At 39.4% G+C, this 18,840-nt stretch carries 16 protein-coding genes; 1 reads left to right on the forward strand and 15 read right to left on the reverse strand.

Translation table 11 applies throughout. The features are described 5' to 3' along the window. Positions 1 to 45: 45 nt before the first annotated feature. The 3 genes from spx to BZZ03_RS02490 all read right to left on the reverse strand — a co-directional run bounded on the left by spx (position 46) and on the right by BZZ03_RS02490 (position 1,573). On the reverse strand, positions 46 to 444 hold the full coding sequence (gene spx / locus BZZ03_RS02480) for a transcriptional regulator Spx (protein WP_003134024.1): 399 nt from the start codon (positions 442 to 444) through the stop codon (positions 46 to 48). Between the two features lie 161 nt (positions 445 to 605). After that, positions 606 to 1,136, reverse strand: coding sequence for a hypothetical protein (locus BZZ03_RS02485; RefSeq protein ID WP_019292658.1), 531 nt, complete (start codon positions 1,134 to 1,136; stop codon positions 606 to 608). Positions 1,137 to 1,195: 59 nt separating this feature from the next. Next, the gene (locus tag BZZ03_RS02490) at positions 1,196 to 1,573 is read right to left on the reverse strand and encodes a VOC family protein (protein ID WP_019292659.1); all 378 of its coding nucleotides are present in this window, start codon (positions 1,571 to 1,573) and stop codon (positions 1,196 to 1,198) included. 179 nt (positions 1,574 to 1,752) lie between these two features. On the opposite strand from BZZ03_RS02490, the gene BZZ03_RS02495 reads away from it, so the two are divergent. Beyond that, positions 1,753 to 2,352 (forward strand): ATP-dependent Clp protease proteolytic subunit, encoded by a 600-nt coding sequence (locus tag BZZ03_RS02495; protein WP_086582340.1) that lies wholly within the window; start codon positions 1,753 to 1,755, stop codon positions 2,350 to 2,352. A gap of 45 nt (positions 2,353 to 2,397) precedes the next feature. On the opposite strand, the gene BZZ03_RS02500 is transcribed toward BZZ03_RS02495, so the two are convergent. From BZZ03_RS02500 to mltG, 12 genes are all read right to left on the reverse strand, one after another. Continuing rightward, complete coding sequence (locus BZZ03_RS02500; RefSeq protein WP_086582344.1) at positions 2,398 to 5,817, reverse strand: pyruvate carboxylase; 3,420 nt, start codon at positions 5,815 to 5,817, stop codon at positions 2,398 to 2,400. 201 nt (positions 5,818 to 6,018) lie between these two features. After that, positions 6,019 to 7,242 carry an FtsW/RodA/SpoVE family cell cycle protein gene (locus tag BZZ03_RS02505; RefSeq protein WP_019294148.1) on the reverse strand — a complete coding sequence of 408 codons (1,224 nt, stop codon included), beginning with the start codon at positions 7,240 to 7,242 and terminating at the stop codon, positions 6,019 to 6,021. A gap of 132 nt (positions 7,243 to 7,374) precedes the next feature. Next, positions 7,375 to 7,521, reverse strand: coding sequence for a 50S ribosomal protein L33 (gene rpmG, locus BZZ03_RS02510; RefSeq protein ID WP_014024306.1), 147 nt, complete (start codon positions 7,519 to 7,521; stop codon positions 7,375 to 7,377). Next, positions 7,518 to 8,708 (reverse strand): multidrug efflux MFS transporter, encoded by a 1,191-nt coding sequence (locus tag BZZ03_RS02515; RefSeq protein ID WP_061413650.1) that lies wholly within the window; start codon positions 8,706 to 8,708, stop codon positions 7,518 to 7,520. Before BZZ03_RS02515 ends, rpmG begins: the two co-directional genes overlap by 4 nt. A 46-nt stretch (positions 8,709 to 8,754) precedes the next feature. Continuing rightward, positions 8,755 to 9,360, reverse strand: a complete 606-nt coding sequence (gene coaE / locus BZZ03_RS02520; protein WP_086582346.1) for a dephospho-CoA kinase — start codon at positions 9,358 to 9,360, stop codon at positions 8,755 to 8,757. Between the two features lie 146 nt (positions 9,361 to 9,506). Then, positions 9,507 to 9,689 (reverse strand): hypothetical protein, encoded by a 183-nt coding sequence (locus BZZ03_RS02525; RefSeq protein ID WP_061413652.1) that lies wholly within the window; start codon positions 9,687 to 9,689, stop codon positions 9,507 to 9,509. A gap of 625 nt (positions 9,690 to 10,314) precedes the next feature. Next, positions 10,315 to 12,648, reverse strand: coding sequence for a formate C-acetyltransferase (gene pflB, locus BZZ03_RS02530; protein WP_003134012.1), 2,334 nt, complete (start codon positions 12,646 to 12,648; stop codon positions 10,315 to 10,317). 247 nt (positions 12,649 to 12,895) lie between these two features. After that, a complete protein-coding gene (gene hpf, locus BZZ03_RS02535; protein ID WP_003134010.1) occupies positions 12,896 to 13,453 on the reverse strand; it encodes a ribosome hibernation-promoting factor, HPF/YfiA family in 558 nt (185 codons plus the stop codon). Positions 13,454 to 13,575: 122 nt separating this feature from the next. Beyond that, positions 13,576 to 16,026, reverse strand: coding sequence for an ATP-dependent Clp protease ATP-binding subunit (locus BZZ03_RS02540; protein WP_195916713.1), 2,451 nt, complete (start codon positions 16,024 to 16,026; stop codon positions 13,576 to 13,578). Beyond that, positions 16,016 to 16,468 carry a CtsR family transcriptional regulator gene (locus BZZ03_RS02545; RefSeq protein ID WP_019292666.1) on the reverse strand — a complete coding sequence of 151 codons (453 nt, stop codon included), beginning with the start codon at positions 16,466 to 16,468 and terminating at the stop codon, positions 16,016 to 16,018. The genes BZZ03_RS02540 and BZZ03_RS02545 overlap by 11 nt, the downstream gene beginning before the upstream one ends. Positions 16,469 to 16,587: 119 nt before the next feature. Beyond that, on the reverse strand, positions 16,588 to 17,061 hold the full coding sequence (gene greA / locus BZZ03_RS02550) for a transcription elongation factor GreA (protein ID WP_019292667.1): 474 nt from the start codon (positions 17,059 to 17,061) through the stop codon (positions 16,588 to 16,590). 24 nt (positions 17,062 to 17,085) lie between these two features. Then, positions 17,086 to 18,801: an endolytic transglycosylase MltG gene (gene mltG, locus BZZ03_RS02555; RefSeq protein WP_086582352.1), complete on the reverse strand. Its 1,716-nt coding sequence runs from the start codon at positions 18,799 to 18,801 to the stop codon at positions 17,086 to 17,088. Positions 18,802 to 18,840 lie beyond the last annotated feature (39 nt).

Genomic DNA, 18,840 nt, shown 5'->3' on the forward strand with positions numbered 1-18,840 from the left:
GCAAAAAACACCCGCTCGGGGTGTTTATAATAATTGCATTTGCTTTTATATGGCATTGCGCAAACGAGCGCCGCCATTTTCTAAAATACGTACTGTACGCGGTAAAAAAGCACGGATTTCTTCTTCGTTGTATCCCACATGTAGACGTTTTTCATCCATAATGATTGGACGGCGCATGATTTGCGGATTTTCTGAAATGATTTTGATGGCTGCTGAAAGCGACAAGTCTTCAAAATCAACGCCTAAGGTCTTCACAAAGCGATTACGGCTAGAAATAAGCCCTTCCACACCATCATCACACTTTTCAAGAATACGACTAATTTCTTCTGCTGAAAGTGGGTCGCCAATGAGGTTACGTTCTTGAAATGGAATATTGTGATAAGTAAGCCAAGTTTTAGCTTTTTTACAACTCGTACAAGATGGGGCCGTATAAATAGTAAGCATCCCTCTCTCCTTTATATTAATATGGAACAATCCATGATCTTATTTATAATACCTAGCGGTATTAGCATTTGCTATTATAGCACAATTGACAGACAAAAAAAAGACCCTTTCCCTTTTTATTCTAAAAAAATCTGTCCTATTGGACAGATTAAAAAAAGTATTTAAATGTTATAATACTGGCGTTTTAACATAGATGGATAAATGTTCTTTGCTTCTTCCAGTTCTTTTTTCTTATTCTCAATATCTTCCGTAATTTCGACCGAAAAATTTTCAAAAATAGGACGTGCTTCTTTGAAAATATAGCCGCCATTTTTCAAATCTTGTTCATCTTCGAAAACAGCCAAATGGTGGGATAGATTTTTAAAGAAAGTACTTAAGAAATAAGCGGGGATGTACAAATTATACATTGAAGTATAATTTTTCAAAAAATTATAGTCGTAAAACGGCACTTTTACATCACTACGGGGATTAACGATTTCTTCATCATCTCCAATAATCGGACGGTTCAAGATTTCGATAATTTTTTGATTCAAGGTGTTTCTGACTTCAATTTCGCGTAAGAGTTTCTCAATGGCTAAGCGCTTCTTATAGCGATTTTCGTCAAAACGTTTGTAGATATACATGCCCGCAATAAAAAGCCAAGCACCCGCAATCATAGCAATAATCATAGAAATAATAAGTTCTGAATTCATACTATTATTATAACAAAATGACTAATGTTTTAAAACTCATTTCTCCAGAATTTATATAGCTAAGCTGTTATTTCGATCTTATTTCCCTCAGGATCGAGAATAACGGCTTCATAATAGCCATCGCCAGTTCTCCGTGGTCCAGATAAAACTTCAAAACCTTGTTCTAAAAATTCTTGAGCCCGCTTGTCTACCTCGGCTTCATCTCCCACCTGTAAAGCAAGATGAGCAAAACCCAGACCTTCAGGCATTATCTTTTCAATATCTGCACGATGCATGAGCTCTACACGTGCCCCTTCTTCAAAACTCATAAAATATGAAGTAAAGCCTGTTTTAGAGTTGTGATATTGCTGACCCGCCCTTGCAGAAAAAAAGGTTTCATAAAAATGCCTCATCTTCCCTAAGTCTCTTACCCAAATTCCGATATGTTCAACTTTCATCTTTTTATCTCCTTGACTCTATTATAATATACTCCGACAGATAAAAGTGTTCCTTTCTTTGAAACATTTTACTTTTGAAAAGATATCTTCATTTCCTCCTTTTTAATCATACTTATTTTTTGACCTTTTTTGACCTTTGATTTATAATAGAATAAAACATTGAAAAAGGAGACTTATCTATGGGATATTTAGTACCTACTGTCATCGAGCAATCAAGCCGTGGTGAACGCGCATATGACATTTATAGCCGTCTACTGAAAGACCGTATCATCATGTTGACAGGCCAAGTTGAGGATGGTATGGCCAACTCAATCATCGCACAACTCCTCTTCTTGGATGCCCAAGACAGCACAAAGGATATTTACCTCTACATTAACACACCTGGTGGTTCTGTTTCTGCTGGACTTGCAATTGTTGATACTATGAACTTCATCAAATCTGATGTTCAAACAATCGTTATGGGTATCGCTGCATCTATGGGTACAATCATTGCTTCTAGTGGTACAAAAGGCAAACGTTTCATGTTGCCGCATGCTGAATACATGATCCACCAACCTATGGGCGGTACTGGTGGTGGTACACAACAAACCGATATGGCTATCGCAGCAGAACACTTGCTCAAAACACGTCGTACTTTAGAAAAGATTTTGGCCGAAAACTCTGGTCAGTCTATTGAAAAAGTACATGCTGATGCAGAACGTGACAACTGGATGACAGCCCAAGAAACATTGGATTATGGTTTCATTGACGAAATCATGGAAGCCAACAGCTTAAAGTAAAGTAAAACAAAAAAACGTTCAACCTAAGAGTTGAACGTTTTTCTTTTATTGCTCACGTAGTTCGATAAGAAGATCTTTCGTCTGAATCGCTTCTCCTGCTACGGCATGAATTTCTTCAATCATAGCATCAAACGGTGCTTCGATGGTCGTCTCCATCTTCATTGCTTCTGTAACCATCAGTGCTTGTCCTTTTTTGACCTGATCTCCTTTTTTCACTAGGATATCCAAAACAGATCCCGGCATGGTTGCACCAATTTGTTGTGGATCGGTGCTGTCAGCCTTGCGCTTCGCAACAATTTGTGTTTTGATCGATTGGTCATTTACACTAATTTCACGTCTTTGACCATTCAGGTTAAAGAAGAGCACACGATTTCCTAAAACATCTGGCTCACCAATCTCATCAAGACGAATAATCAGAGTTTTACCTTTCTCAATCTGCACCTCAATTTGCTCACCCATACGCATACCATGGAGGAAGGTTTCCGTATCAAGCAAGGTTACTGAGCCAAAAGCATCTTGCATTTTTTGATAATCCAAGAAGACTTGTGGGTACATAATGTAGCTTAAAACTTCATGTTCTTCAGCTGGGTAACCTAATATGTCTGAGAGTTCCTTTTCCACTTGTGCAAAGTCAACGGCTGGCGCGTGAAGACCGGGACGATCTGTTAACGCTTGTTTACCTTTGAGAACCAGCGATTGAAGTTTCTCTGGGAAACCACCTACAGGTTGACCTAAATCTCCTTGGAAGAAGGAAACAACTGACTCTGGGAAGTTTAATTCTGCGCCTTTTGCATAAACATCTTCTTCTGTGAGATCATTTTGCACCATAAAGAGTGCCATGTCACCCACAACTTTCGAACTTGGAGTCACTTTAATAATGTCACCAAACATCATGTTCACTTTGCTATACATAGCTTTGACTTCATCAAAACGAGCATCTAAGCCAACTGCAGCAGATTGTGCTTTAAGATTGGTATATTGTCCCCCTGGCATCTCATGTCTGTAAACTTCTGTTTGCGGGCTCGTAATTCCAGCTTCAAAAGGCGCATAATAACGACGCGTATCTTCCCAATAATGGTCAATTTGTTCCGCGTTAGCAATATGCAAAGCCGCATGACGTCCACCATGCTCCAAGGCATAATAAAGTGACTGCATAGAAGGCTGCGATGTGCCACCAGCAAGTGATGCGGTCGCCACATCGACGATATCTACACCTGCCTTAATCGCACCCGAATAAGTAATAATACCATTACCTGCCGTATCATGTGTATGCAAATGAATCGGCAAATCAACTGCTTCTTTCAGTGCTGTTATCAGTACATAGGCAGCTTGTGGCTTCAGAAGACCAGCCATATCCTTAATTGCAAGAATATGAGCACCGCTAGCTTCCAATTCTTTAGCTAGGTCTTTATAATACTTCAAGTCATATTTTTGACGTGTTTTATCTAAGATATCGCCAGTATAACAAATCGTTGCTTCAGCAATTTTACCCGTGTCACGTACAGTTTGGATAGATTTTTCCATTTGCGGCAGCCAGTTAAGACTATCAAAAATACGGAAAACATCGATTCCCTCAGCTGCTGCTTTTTGAATAAACTCCTGAATAACATTATCAGGATAATTTTGATAACCTACTGCATTTGAGCCGCGGAACAGCATTTGGAAAAGTGTATTGGGCATCTGGTCACGCAATTTTCTTAAGCGATACCAAGGTGATTCATTTAAGAAACGGTAGGCGACATCGAAAGTTGCCCCGCCCCACATCTCTACAGAGAATAGATCAGAAAGACCTTGATCTACAGAGGTTGCAATCCCCTTCATATCTTGTAGACGCAAGCGTGTGGCTAAAAGACTTTGGTGTGCATCACGAAAAGTTGTATCTGTGAGCAAAACTTCATGTGAACCTTTAACAAAGTCTACTACGGCTGCAGCACCTTCTTGATCAAGGATATTCTTTGTTGTTGTTTTCTGGAGAAGCTCAATTTCAGGTTGACGAGCAGGTTCAAAATAACGCTTCTCTGTTTTGTCAATCCCTGGGAATCCATTCACGGTAATATTCGAAATATATTTCAAGATTTTTGTACCGCGATTACGTTTGCGAGAAAACTTGAAGAGTTGTGGTGTATTGTCAATAAAGGTTGTCGTTGCTTGACCACTAGTAAACTGCTCGTCCTCAATAACATTTTCCAAAAACGGGATATTCGTTTTTACCCCACGAATGCGGAATTCACGTAAGACACGCTGCATCTTATGCACCGCCTCTTCAAAATCTGTCGCATGAGTACAAACCTTGACTAAAAGACTGTCGAAATAAGGCGTCACTTCATATCCTGCATAAGCATTACCTACATCTAGACGTACACCAAATCCGCCTGGTGAGCGGTATGTGTTAATTTTTCCTGTATCTGGAAGGAAATTATTTTCGGGATCTTCAGTCGTGATACGGCACTGGATGGCTGCACCTAGACATGGAATTTCATCCTGTGCAGGAATTTTGATATCTTGATGCAAATCCTTGCCTTGAGCAATAAGAATTTGTGCTGTAACAATATCGACACCAGTAACCATCTCCGTAATCGTATGTTCTACTTGGACCCGTGGGTTAACTTCAATAAAGTAAAATTGATTATCTTTAACTAAAAACTCAACTGTCCCTGCATTAACATAACCCACAGCTTGGCAAAGTTGGACAGCTGCTTGACAGATTTCATTTCTAAATTCTGGATCTAAGCCTACAGCTGGTGCAATTTCGATGACTTTTTGATTACGGCGTTGCACAGAACAATCTCGCTCATGAAGATGAACAATATTGCCATGTGTATCTCCCAAAATCTGTACTTCGATATGTTTTGGATTTTCAATATATTTTTCAACGTAAATTTCTGCTGAACCAAAAGCTGTTTGTGCTTCAGACTTGGCACGCGCATAACCGTCACGCATCTCTTCGTCATTGCGAGCAACACGCATTCCACGTCCACCACCACCGAGAGCTGCTTTTATCATGACAGGATAACCATAGGTTTCAGAAAAGGCAAGAGCCCCATCCAAATCGACAGCTCCATCCGTTCCTGGAATACCTTGGATTTGCGCTAAATCCGCTGCTTTCTTAGCTTTAATTTTATCGCCAAAAATATCCAAATGTTTTAAATCTGGCCCTACAAAAACTAAGCCAGCTTCACGGACCTTAGTCGCAAATTCTAAGTTTTCAGAAAGTAAACCATATCCCGGGTGAATTGCATCCGCTCCTGCATCTAGAGCAATACGAATAATATCATCCGCATCAAGGTAAGCATCTATCGGTTTTTTACCTTGTCCGACTAAGTATGCTTCGTCTGCTTTGAAACGGTGTACCGAGTACTCATCTTCTTTTGCATAGATGGCTACAGTGGACAAACCCAGTTCATTACAGGCACGAAAAACACGAATGGCAATTTCACCACGGTTGGCAACGAGCAGTTTTTTCATACAATCCCCTATCTTTATTTCCTAAATATGTTGTGTAATATGGTTGACGATACCTTATAATTCAATTTCCTTCTTGCTTTAGCAAGATAGAGGCATTGAGTATTAGAAAGCATCAGCAACCAAATTATGAATTTTCACAACATACAAACTTTATAAAAAAAGCTAATTTGATTAGCTTTTTCTTAACTTTAGCATTTAATATTAAACATTTCTAGCATATGTACTTGAAAGCTCTCTGACTTCTCTACGTTTTTCATCTGCCGAAATGTTGAGTACGAAAGCAATCCCCAAAGACAACACAAGGAATGATGATCCTCCTTGCGATAGGAATGGGAATGTTACCCCTGTTTCCGGAATAATTCCAAAGGCTCCCCCAATATTGATAAATACTGAAATCAAAAGGGTAGAACCAATACCGATACAGATCATCGAATTAAACGCACTTTTTGCACGGATACCGACCATTAAGATACGAACAATCATAAAGAACAATACGCCGAGAACAAGAATCCCTCCGATTAGACCCAGCTCCTCAATGACAATCGAGAAGATAAAGTCCGTGTGCGCTTCAGGTAGAAAGCCGTTTTTCTCAATAGAGTTCCCAAGTCCACGACCAAACCATCCGCCATTACTTACGGCGTAATAGGAGTTGGCCATTTGGTGACCATATGTTGACAAGCCTCCGAACGGATTAACCATCGCCTTAAAACGTGCATTGACATAGTGTCCCGGGATAACATCCCCACCTACAGCATAAAGGTAGGCAATAAAGGCAACCATCGCTCCCAAAATTATCTTGCCATAGCCACTAAACCAACGCCAAGAGATTCCACTCGAAGCAATCATTACTCCTGTAATCATCGCCATAATAGAAGCATTACCCAAGTCTGGCATGATAACCAAAATCCCTAACATTACGAGAATCGCAGAGCGCCAACCACCAAATAGTTTTTGCCAAATAGTTTTCCCTTTGAAAATTGCTGCGATATCTTTTTCATATATTTCATCCTGCTTTTCGGAAAAGACAGAAGCCAGATACCACACAACGAAAAATTTTGCATATTCAGCAGGTTGAATCGTCCCCACACCTGGGATAGGAATCCAGCCATGAGCGCCATTTGCGGAAGTATTTGGCCCGACACGCGAATAAATCATGGCTGAGATCAAAAGAAATAAAACCCAGCCAATCATTTTTTTACTCTTAAGGGCCCGGAGTTTCATCCGGTAAATCACTGCAATAGCAACAAAACTCAGCAACATAAACGCGCCTTGGTTGATTGCCATTTTATAAGGTGAAAGTCCCTTCGCCAGCTGATATGGGACTGTTGCTGAAAAAACCATCACGATACCTACAGCTGACATTATCAGGTAGGGAATCAAAATAGAATAGTTCAGGAAGTTTGCTTTCTTCAATCCATCATTCATTTTATGTTATCATTTCATTTCTATTATTTTTTAACATTTTTTATTATACCATTTTTTCAGTTTCATTTTTACAGATGTGCAATTATTTTAAAAATAAATGATTTTTCTAGAATGAAAAATACTTCATAGCACTTAAACTTCTCGGTGTAATGTAACCATGCGCTCTTTTGGACAAAACTTCATCGTTTCGACTTTATCAGGGTTGCTGCTTTTATTCTTACTGCTGATATAATTTTTACTCTTACAACTTGTGCAAGCTAAAGTTATTTTCACTCTCATTCTACGATGCTCCGCTTTCTTAAATATTTCCGGAAATTAGCCAAGGACCAAAAGAAATTAACAACTACGAAAAGACTTGTCACAATAAACGCCATCCGATAGGAAACCCAGCCTGCAATTGCTGAGCCAACGATTGGACCTACAACAACACCAAAGTTAGAAAACATTTGGTTATAGGCAAAGATCCGTGACACACCTTCCTTAGGGGTGATTTTAGCCAAAAGGGAATTGACGGAAGGCATCAGAGCACCCGTGCCGAACCCCAGCATAAATCTTAAGATTCCTAATTGAAGAGGGGTTTCTACAAAAGCCATCGGTAAATACATAGCGAAACTAAAAGCTAAACCGATTAAAATCAGTCGATGTGCGCCATATTTGTCTCCTAATTTACCCAATGTACTAGAAGACATCATTGCAGATAAGCCAACTGCAGATACAATAAGACCTGAGATAAACATTAAGTTATTTGTATTTGTAGTCAATGTTTTGATGTAAAGGGTCACAAATGGTTCTATTGATTGTGTGGTGACTTGGATAATGAAGCTGGTAATAAGTAAGCCAAAAAGGATATGCTTGTTACTTACACGATTGACAATTTCCTTTGTAGATAACATATTATCTTTCGTTACAGGTTCAAAGTTTTCATGAACAAAAAAGACAGTCAGAATTGTTGCAAGAGCTAGCAGACTCCCAACGATAAGGAAGACATTCGCCATCCCAAACCATTGTGCCAATAAACCACCGATAGAAGGGCCAATCAAAGTTCCCGTAATCATTGCAGTGGATAAGACGCCCAGGGCATAACCTGAACGTTCTTTCGGTGCTTGAGAAGCGATCATTGCTGTCGAGTTGGGAATAAATCCTGAAAAGAAACCCATAAGACTGCGCATGAGCAAGAGCCACCAATAGCCGCCCATATGATGAGAAAAAGCAATCGCAGACATGGTAAAGGTCATGGCAAAAGAAGCTCTGACCATCATAGGTTTCCGGCCGTATTTGTCCGCTAATTTTCCCCACATAGGAGCAACTAAGCCTGAGACCAAAGCTGTCGAAGCAAAAGCAATACCAGAAAACAGCTCTACATTAGAACCTGTCACACCTAGGCTTTGAATATACAGGGGCAAAAATGGCATCACCAGTGAAAAAGATGAGCCCACAATAAAACAGCCAATCCATGTAATCCACAAATTTTGTTTCCAATTTACTTTTCTGTTTTTTGTTGATTTACTCGTTTTAATCCCTCTTTTCTACTGCTTTTAACAGTTCTGTGATTTTTTCATAAGTTTCAGGAATTGTTCCTGAACTGTCAATAATACGTGTGGCATACTTCTTCTTTTCTGACAAAGGCATTTGAGCTTTGATACGTGCTTCTGCCTCTTCTTTTGTCATATTATCCCGACTCATGATACGCTCAATTTGGATACTTTCTGGAACAGCGACTAACCATATTTCATCAAAACCATCATAAGCCTGTTCGATGAGTAAGGGAATATCCATAATTATGGCCTTTTGAACCTTATCATCCTTCAAAAGTGCTTCACGTCTCTTATAAAGTTCTTGGCGAATAATATGATTTTGGAGCAATGCTAGTTTTTCTCGCGCTTCATCATTTGAGAAAATTAAGTCGCCCAATTTTCGCCGAGCCAAAAGCCCTTTCTCATCAAAGTAGGCAGGGCCAAATTCTTGTAAAATCGCCTGATATAAGGAGCCACCTGGTGCTTGTAATTCACGAACCACTTGGTCCGCATCAATGATCGGATAGCCCTGAGAACGCAAAAAATCAACCGCCGTTGATTTCCCAGAAGCTATTCCACCTGTCAAACCGATTACTTTCTTCATAGCTTTATTATAGCACAACTCATGATACGATATTCAGTAATTACGACCCCATGAAGCAAAAACAATATTTCTTCTTAATCAAAAAACGCATGAGATTAGACGTAAAGCACATCAATTCATACATTTTCACCCTATCATTCTACTGGCTAAAGCAGGTTCTCAAATTCCTCTTCGATAGTTTTTACAAGCTTAGAGTGTCCATTTGACCTTAGCGTCTCCAATTCATTAAGAATTTCACGTCCATTATCCCCAGTATAGAACTTCACACCGTACAAGCGGACATTGTCATCTTCAACGATTAGATCTGCTGGCTTTATCTTAGCCAGCAAGTCTTCTTTCCACTGATCCTTATAAACAAAAGCTTGTCCTTTAGGTTCAATGTAGACTTGAATAACCTCACTTGAACTTCCATGATGATGAAGGGAAGTTCTATTTTTTTGCCATATTTTTGTTACATTTATAAAGTTTTTACAAATAATATAATGAGAGTAAAACTCTCGTGTCTTATGTTACTCTGTACCTGTCGCCTGCAAATACTAGTCATGAGAGGTGGACAGGTTATGATGACATTCCTACTCTCTGTAGAAGGGAAAATTCTTACTGATGACTGTTTGGGTTTGGATAGTTCTTGATGTTGTAACAATTGCTATCGATCTCTTCAAGATTTGGAAAGAATACAAAAACGCTAGTCCCAAAGACTAACGTTTAACCCATCTACAGAGAACTAAGACACGCTGGCCGTTGGAGCGGTCAGTTTTTTCGTGTTGTTCTGTATAGAATGATTATAACAAAAGTCGCATAGGAAGGCAAATTGGGGAACAATTCGTGATAATTTGACTTACGGTTTAGACGATACATACAGTGCGCATTATGACAAAAATCAAAGAGGCGGCTTTTAATATAAGAGGAAGCAAAAAACAACCTAACCAAAGGATAGATTGTTTATGCATTTCATTAAATATTTGATGTGTGCATTACTTCATCATCATCTTGTGAAAGAACTTCGTGGAACACACGTTCAGTCAATTCTTGTTTTTGTTCTGGTGTGAGGTATTTAGTGTTTACACAGTAACCAGAGATACGTACGATAACATCTTCGCCAGCCATAATTTTGCTGTAAACATCTTTAAGATCCATAACGTTAAGGTTAACGTGTTGTCCACCTTGTCCGAAGTAACCGTCAAGGATTTGAACCAAGTTATCTACTTGTTCGTCACGTGTTTTACCAAGTGCACGTGGAGAAACTTGAGTTGTCAATGAGATACCGTCATTTGCATGAGCAAATTCAAGTTTCGCCAAAGAGTTCAAGTTTTGGAGCCATCCACCGCGCGCTTTGTTTGATGGGTTAGCACCTGGTGAGAAGAATTCTACTTTAGATTTGTTCACTGAACCATCTTCATTGAGGAATACACCTTTATGAACTGGTGAGTTACCTGTTTGTTTAGAGTAAGCCACGTTTGAAGTGATTGTCAAGAGTGAAACTGTAGCTTCAGCATTTTTGTAAAGTTTGTGTGAAGCTAGTTTTTCATAGTACATCTTCATCAAAAGTTTAGCGATATCGTCTACACGGTCATCATCTTCACCGTAACGTGGGAAGTCGCCTTCAACTTCGTAGTCATAAATATAGCCGTTTTCATCACGAATAGTTTTAACTTTCGCATATTTGATTGCTGAAAGTGAGTCAACTGTATTGGCGAAACCACAGATACCGAAGCCCATGTTCGCACGAACACGTGTTGGCAAGAAGGCCATTTGAACGGCTTCATAGTTGTATTTATCAGTCATATAGTGGATGATGTTCATTGCATCCACATAAGTATCAGTCAACCAAGTCAATGATTTGTCAAAGTTTTCCATAACTGTATCATAGTCAAGAACTTCGTCAGTTACTGGTTCGATGTCGAACACTTTGTAGTCTTTATGAACATCGTCATATCCACCATTCAAACCAGTAAGCATTGCTTTCAGAACGTTAACACGTGCTCCGAAGTATTGGAGGTTGTGACGTTCGTTTTCATTTTCTGGGTCAAGTGGTGATACACAACATGAGATACAAGACATTTCGCCGTATCCTTCTTTAGCCATTGTTTCTACACCTTCATATTGAATAGAAGAGTGTTTATGAGACATTGACATTGCATAGCGTTTGAATGCATGTGGTAATTTATCAGACCAAAGTACTGTCAAGTTTGGCTCTGGAGCGTTACCGATTGTATCCAATGTGTTAAGGAAACGGTAGTCCATTTTTGTAACACGGTGACGACCGTCATTACCCATACCTGCCATTGATGTTGTGATGAATGTTGGGTCACCAGAGTAAAGTTCATCATAAGCAGCTGCACGCGCGAATTTCATTGTACGAAGTTTCAATACGAAATCATCAACGAATTCTTGAATTTCTTGTTCAGTGAAAGTACCACGTTCGAGGTCACGTTCAGCAAAGATATCAAGAACGATTGGCACACGTCCAAGTGATGTAGCCGCACCATTGATAACACGACATACAGCCATGTAAGCAATATTGATCCATTGGATAGCTTCTTTAGTGTTCAGGGCCGGACGACGAACGTCAAGTCCATAAAGATCACCAAATTTAGCAACTTGATCAAGTGCTTGGTATTGCATGTTGATTTCTTCTTTAAGACGGATAGTTTCTTCTGTAATTTCAGTGATTGCATCCCACTCGCGTGCTTTTTCTTTCATCAAGTAGTCTGCACCGTAAAGTGCAAGACGTGCGTAAACACCGATGATACGTCCACGTGAATAAGCATCTGGCAAACCAGTTACTGTGTGTGCGTGACGTGCTTTACGGATAGCTGATGTATAGGCACGGAAGATACCATCATTTACAGAAGTCATTGTTGTATCCAACACTTCGTGCAATTCAGGATCAACGCTGAGTCCGTGTTCTGTCAAGATTTTTTCTGCTACACGAAGACCACCTTTTGGCATGAAGTTCAAACGGAAAAGTTCGCTGTTTTGCATACCGTAGATTAATTCGAGATCTTTGTTTTCAGGATCGATGTAACCAGCAGGAATTTTGTGAATAGAAGTCACACGATCAGTATCGAATGGGAATCCTACTTCTTCATAGTGCGCTTTTGTTGTTTCGATAATATCTTTTACTTTAAGCGTACGTTCTGTTGGTCCTTCGAGGAAACTTTCGTCTCCATCATAAGGTTTGTAGTTGGCTTGAACAAAGCGTGTAACACTTGCTTTATCTTGCCAGTCTGATCCTTTGAAACCTTCCCAGGCTTGCTCAAAGATTTCTTTAGTTTCTGTTTTCATGTAGAAAATCTCCTTTGGTCTTTCTGTTTCAGATTACGCTTTTATTATATCATACAGTTTACTAATTTCAAGGGATATCTGGGAATGTTTGCACTTTCTTTACTAGTACAGTTTGATTTTTAAGTTAAACTGTTATATTTTTAGTAAACGATTACAGAAATGAAATGTCACAGAAGTACAGAGATAACAAAAAAAGCCAAGCTTTTTTGCTTGACTTTTTTCTTGATACAGTTTCTGTACTTAAATCTTATTTGGTTTCGATTAAACCAATGTTGCCATCTTCACGACGGTAAACGACATTAGTACTGTCTGTATCTGCATCTGTAAAGATATAGAAATCATGTCCTAACATGTCCATTTGAAGGACTGCTTCTTCAGCATCCATTGGTTTCAAGGAAACATGTTTTGTACGAACAATCTTTACTTGATCTTCATTTACTTCTTCAGCTTCATCAAGTGGTGCAAACTCGTCTCCGAAAGCTTGTCCAGTAGGAACATTAATCTTAGATTTACGGTTTACACGTGTTTTATACTTGCGAATTTGACGTTCTAGTTTTTCTTCAACAAAGTCAATAGCTGCATACATGTCAGCTGCTGTATCTTCTGCACGCAAAGTTACATTTTTAGCAGGAACGGTAACTTCTGCTTTGTAACGTTTGTCGGAGTAAACTTTAAGATTTACATAGGCTGTTACTTCATGACCATCGTTAAAGTATTTTTCAAGTTTTCCAACCTTATCTTCAACATATGAGCGGATTGAATCTGTTAACTCAAAATTTTCACCACGGATATTATATTTGATCATAGAGTCTACCTTAACGGTTCTTGTATTGAACCTTCACTGTTTTGCAGGTGCTGGACAGTCAAGTTTTAAGAACCGTCCTTTCTTTATTTCTAATTTAATTATAATATATAATCGCTTACAAGTCAATCAATAACACTTATTCTAATCTTTTTATTAGAAGAGCCAATAGAAATCGTATCCCCAGGATGAATTTCGCCGGCAAGCAATTGTTCACTGAGCGTGTCTTCAACCTCACGTTGCAGAGCTTTACGCAATGGGCGGGCACCGTATTCAGGATCAAATCCTTTATCAGCAATAACTTTCAAAGCAGCAGGTGTAAATTTCACTTTGATATTTTGATCTTTCAAACGCGATACAAGAGATTTACTCATGATTTTCACGACTTGTTCAATCTCTTTTTCTGTCAGTGAATGGAAAACGATAGTTTCATCAATACGATTGAGAAATTCTGGACGGTACTGTTTCTTCAGCTCTTCCATGATTCTTGCTTTCATAGCTGGATAATCCGTTGAAATTGATTTAGCCCCAAAACCAACCGTTTTATCATCACGAATAGCCGTTGCACCCAAGTTAGATGTCATAATAATAATCGTATTTCTGAAATCAACTTTACGTCCTTTGGTATCTGTAACGAAACCATCATCCAAAATTTGTAACATGATATTGAAAATATCAGGATGGGCCTTTTCGACTTCATCAAGGAGGATAACAGAATAAGGCTTATTACGGACTTGCTCTGTCAGTTGCCCACCTTCATCGTAACCTACATATCCCGGAGGTGCTCCGATAAGACGCGATGTCGAGAATTTTTCCATAAATTCACTCATGTCTACACGAATCATATTTTCTTCACTGCCAAAGACACTTTCCGCTAAAGCCTTAGCAAGCTCTGTCTTCCCAACTCCTGTCGGACCAAGGAACATAAATGAGCCCAAAGGACGTCTCGTATCGGCAATACCTGAACGTGCACGTCTAATGGCACGAGAAACAGCAGAAATCGCTTCTTCCTGTCCAACCACACGCTTATGTAACTCTTTTTCTAAGTTAATCAGACGTTCACTTTCTGTCTTCGTCATCTGTTGGAGCGGGATTCCTGTAAGGTTAGAAACGACAGCATAAACATCGCTTTCCTCAACCAAAGGATTATCATTTTCCGATACTGTAAAATTATCAATCTTGTGCGTTAGTTTTTCAATATCTTTTTCAACCCCTTGCGCTTCAACAATATCAAGAGCAACAACTGCTTTTTGTAATCTTAGCTCTTCCGCTTTTAATTCTGCTTTTAACTCGTCTAACTTGGTGTAATTTGTTTTACTCGTGATTTTAACTTTGGCTGCTGCTTCATCAAGAAGATCAATAGCTTTGTCTGGCAGACGACGACTAGGCATATAGCGATTACTCAAGCTGACAGCACGCTCCAAAGCACCTTCTTCAAATTTGACTGTATGGTAAGCCTCAAATTTTTCTTTCAAACCTTGTAAAATCGCAACCGTTTCCTCTTCTGAGGGTTCTTCGACATTGACACGGGCAAAACGGCGTTCTAGGGCTTCATCTTTTTCAATATATTTTTGATATTCTTGATAAGTGGTAGCACCAATGAGTTGGAACTCGCCCCGTGCTAATGCTGGTTTTAAAATATTTGAGGCATCGTTGACCGAGTCCATGCCGCCACCAGCCCCAATGATTGTATGCAGTTCATCGATAAAGACGATAACATCTTTATCGTGTGTCACTTCATCAACAATAGCCGTCAAACGATCTTCAAATTCACCACGGAATTTTGTCCCCGCTACGACCATCGCCATATTTAAAGCCATAATGCGGCTACCACGTAAACCTACAGGAACATTTCCTGCAGCCACACGTGTCGCAAAGCCTTCAATAATCGCTGACTTACCAACACCTGGCTCACCAACAAGAACGGGATTGTTTTTTGTTCGACGGCTCAAAATGTGGATAAGACGTTCAACTTCACGCTCTCTTCCAATCATGGGATCAAGCTTGCCTTCACGGGCTGCTTTTGTCAAATCTGTTGATACCGTGTCTAAAGTAGGTGTTGTCGTTGTTTCGGACACTTTCCCCGACAGGTTTCTTTTCGAAGCTGGTGTCACCGCTTTACGGCGCTCTGGTACACGTAGATATGCTTTTTGCTCTAGCTTTTTGCGGAGGTTAACGATATTAATGTCTTGCTCACGTAAAAGTTGTCCTGCAAAGCTGGCTTCATTTGCCAACAGCATATATAAGAGATGCTCGGTCCCGATGCGGTTTTTATCATTATTTTGAGCCAGTGCTCGTGCTTGCTCAATAATCGTCTCCACTCTTGGACTAAGCTTTATTTCTGATTTCTTCGTCTTCACTTGGCTTGAAAAATCTTCAATGTCGATTAACATTTCTTCCAAATCAATTTTTTCTGAATTAAGTAGGGTAAATGCCAATGAAGCTGGAACCTCAGCCAAGGCAGCCAATAAGTGCGAGCTTTCAACCCACGCGTAGTTAAACTTGTGCGCATAGTCGACAGACTTCTCAAGCACTTTTACGACTTGTGGTGTAAAGTCCTTTTCATTAAATTTCATCATCACGATCCAATCTCTGTAGTATTTTTATCATCATTTGTGCTCGACAACTGTTAGAAATATCACTATCAGCTAAAAGCAAAAGGAGAAGATTTCCTTCTCGTTCAGTCAAAATGTTTTCATCAAATAAAAGTTGCAAGACATCTTGTGCCATACTTTCGGTCAAGTTGGCAGGCAACTTCTGTGCTAAATCAAGCAAGAATTCATGCTTTGCCGAATAATGGTATTTGAATATTTTGATATAGCCGCCACCACCACGCTTTGACTCAACATCAAAGCCTTTTGATGGGGTGAAACGGGTTTTAATCACATAGTTAATTTGCGAAGGAACCACGTCAAATTGACTGGCTAAATCTGCACGTTTAATCTCAATCTCACGTGCCTCTTCTAGCAGTTTTCGCAAATAAGCTTCGATAATATCTGAAGTATTTTGGGCAGACATAGAACCTCCAATCTTTGACCTTTATTGACTATTATATCGAAAATTTTAATTTTTTACCAAAAATAGTGGCTGAAACGTCTCTAAAATAAAAAAATCCGCTAAAAGCAGATTTTTTTATTTTATTTGACATCAACAATCTTAACTTCGATTTCACCCATAGGCAACGGAATTTTCACAACATCGCCAACTTTACGGCCAATCAAGGCTTGAGCGATTGGAGATTCATTTGAAATTTTGCCTGAAAATGGATCAGCTTCAGCAGTACCAACGATTTCGTACTCTTCTTCTTCGTCATCTCCAACTTCTTGGAAAACAACTGATTTACCAAGAGCAACTTCATTTTTGTCAATATTAGCATTGTCTACGATTTCAGCATAACGAATCATTGTTTCCACAGTTGAGATACGACCTTCGATAAAGGCTTGTTCATCTTTTGCTGCTTCGTATTCTGAGTTTTCTGAAAGGTCACCGTAGCTACGTGCAATTTTGATGCGTTCAATAACTTCAGGGCGTTTAACCAATTTAAGGTTATCTAATTCTTGTTCTAATTTTTCCAGACCTTCTTTGGTCATGGGGAAAGTTTTTTCTACCATTTTTTATCCTTTTTTAATTTCTAATTAATTACCCGACGCAATCGCATCATTGACATACTTTTGAACATTGATGTTTTGTTCTTCAAGTGTTTGCGCAAAGTAAATCTTACCTTCAACGTCTGCTACAAAATAAAGATAATCATTCGCAGTCGGGTTAAGCACTGCTTTGATGGACGACAAGCTTGGACTCACGATTGGTCCAGGACCAAAACCTGGGTACAAATAAGTATTGAAAGGTGAGTCTAATTGTGTATTAATTGCAGCTTGCTGATCAAGCGACGTATCCTTACCTAGCTTACCTTCAGCATAAAAGATTCCTGTATTAGAATCCATCGTCATCCCTAAATCCTTACGGTTAAAGAAGACCTGTGCAACGTTACGGCGATCATCATCGCTATTCGCTTCTTTTTCGACAATGGCAGCCAAACTCAAGGTTTCATTGACCGTAAGTCCATTCGCTTGTATTTGTTCATACAAGGGTTCCAGCTGTGTATTTGTTGTTGAAAGCATGGTCTCAATTAAGCTTTCAACAGTTGTCTTTTTCGTATACTCATAAGTTGCTGGGAAGAGGTAACCTTCAAGTTGATACTTCACACCACTGTCTTTACTTGGTAAGCTTGCAAGAAGTTTTGGAAACTTCTCTTTCATTTTTTCGATGAACGCTTGATCCTGTACAGTCTTCATAAACTCATCTTTAGTAAAAGGTGTTTTTTCATCTTTATCCGCAGAATTCACTGTAACAGCTTGAGCAATTTGTTCCAATGTATAACCTTCAGGAATCAAAATTTTGCCCAGAGTTGGTTCCACAGGATGTTCGGTTCCTCCTTGCTCCAAAAGACTTGCAATATCGGACAAGCTCATGCTAGGCGCCAAGTTGTAGTAGCCACTCTTAAAGCCACTGAAATTTTTAAATTTAGTATAGTATTGGAAAACCATGCCATTTTTGATAATACCTTCTCGTTGTAAGATATCTCCGATTTGTTTACTGCTTGCTCCCGCTGGAATGTTAATGGCGCGTTTGGTTGTATTTGCAGTATTGAGCGGTTGTACCCCTTCTTTGATGAAATTATAACCGTAAAAACCAGTCCCTGCCGCAGCCAGAATTAAAACAGCTACGATAACAGCAATAATCTTTCCAGAAGAAACTTTCTTCTTCGATTTTTTCGCTTTCGACTTGGGCTGCATTTCTTCAGTTTCCTCATCCGATTTTACTGCTGCACGACGACTTCTTTGTCTGTGAGTCGTCTCTTCGCCAAGAGGCTCTGCTGCATCACTTGCTTGTGCTTCAGGTTGCTCATATTCATCAACAACTTCTTTATCAGACTCTTTTGTCTTGCGTCTAAGTCGTGAATAACTTTGTCCTTGGCTCGCTTGGAGCATTTGCTCGCGAACACTTGCAAAGTCTGGACGTTCTTCCTGTGCTGATGCTTCTGTTTTCACTTGATCAGAAACAGCTTTTTCAGGAAATTCTACATCTTCGGAAATTTTAGCTTGTTCCTCTACTTCTGGATTTTCCAGTTCTTCTGTCAACTTAAATGGAGTTGGACGTTGAATATCCGAAAAATCAGCACGTTCTCGCCGAGTATGTCTACTCGGAGTTGAAGAAAGTTCTTTGTTGGATTCACGGGCATAGTTTTCAAAAGTCCCATCCGTGTTGGCTCGATTTCCTTCTTCAAGTTCACGCAAGATTTTATCTTTGAAACTTTCTCTCGAAAACTTCTCCGTATCTTTTTCTACCAAGGTTAATCCTCCTTATCACACCACCCTCTTTTTTTAAAC

The organism is Lactococcus petauri, from assembly GCF_002154895.1.
GTDB classification, from domain to species: Bacteria; Bacillota; Bacilli; order Lactobacillales; family Streptococcaceae; genus Lactococcus; species Lactococcus petauri.

Excerpts from the sequence above, each read along its gene's own strand:
- spx (WP_003134024.1), bottom strand. The coding sequence starts at position 444 with ATGCTTACTATTTATACGGCCCCATCTTGTACGAGTTGTAAAAAAGCT.
- BZZ03_RS02485 (WP_019292658.1), bottom strand. The coding sequence starts at position 1,136 with ATGAATTCAGAACTTATTATTTCTATGATTATTGCTATGATTGCGGGT.
- BZZ03_RS02490 (WP_019292659.1), bottom strand. The coding sequence starts at position 1,573 with ATGAAAGTTGAACATATCGGAATTTGGGTAAGAGACTTAGGGAAGATG.
- BZZ03_RS02495 (WP_086582340.1), top strand. The coding sequence starts at position 1,753 with ATGGGATATTTAGTACCTACTGTCATCGAGCAATCAAGCCGTGGTGAA.
- BZZ03_RS02500 (WP_086582344.1), bottom strand. The coding sequence starts at position 5,817 with ATGAAAAAACTGCTCGTTGCCAACCGTGGTGAAATTGCCATTCGTGTT.
- BZZ03_RS02505 (WP_019294148.1), bottom strand. The coding sequence starts at position 7,242 with ATGAATGATGGATTGAAGAAAGCAAACTTCCTGAACTATTCTATTTTG.
- rpmG (WP_014024306.1), bottom strand. The coding sequence starts at position 7,521 with ATGAGAGTGAAAATAACTTTAGCTTGCACAAGTTGTAAGAGTAAAAAT.
- coaE (WP_086582346.1), bottom strand. The coding sequence starts at position 9,360 with ATGAAGAAAGTAATCGGTTTGACAGGTGGAATAGCTTCTGGGAAATCA.
- pflB (WP_003134012.1), bottom strand. The coding sequence starts at position 12,648 with ATGAAAACAGAAACTAAAGAAATCTTTGAGCAAGCCTGGGAAGGTTTC.
- hpf (WP_003134010.1), bottom strand. The coding sequence starts at position 13,453 with ATGATCAAATATAATATCCGTGGTGAAAATTTTGAGTTAACAGATTCA.
- BZZ03_RS02540 (WP_195916713.1), bottom strand. The coding sequence starts at position 16,026 with ATGAAATTTAATGAAAAGGACTTTACACCACAAGTCGTAAAAGTGCTT.
- BZZ03_RS02545 (WP_019292666.1), bottom strand. The coding sequence starts at position 16,468 with ATGTCTGCCCAAAATACTTCAGATATTATCGAAGCTTATTTGCGAAAA.
- greA (WP_019292667.1), bottom strand. The coding sequence starts at position 17,061 with ATGGTAGAAAAAACTTTCCCCATGACCAAAGAAGGTCTGGAAAAATTA.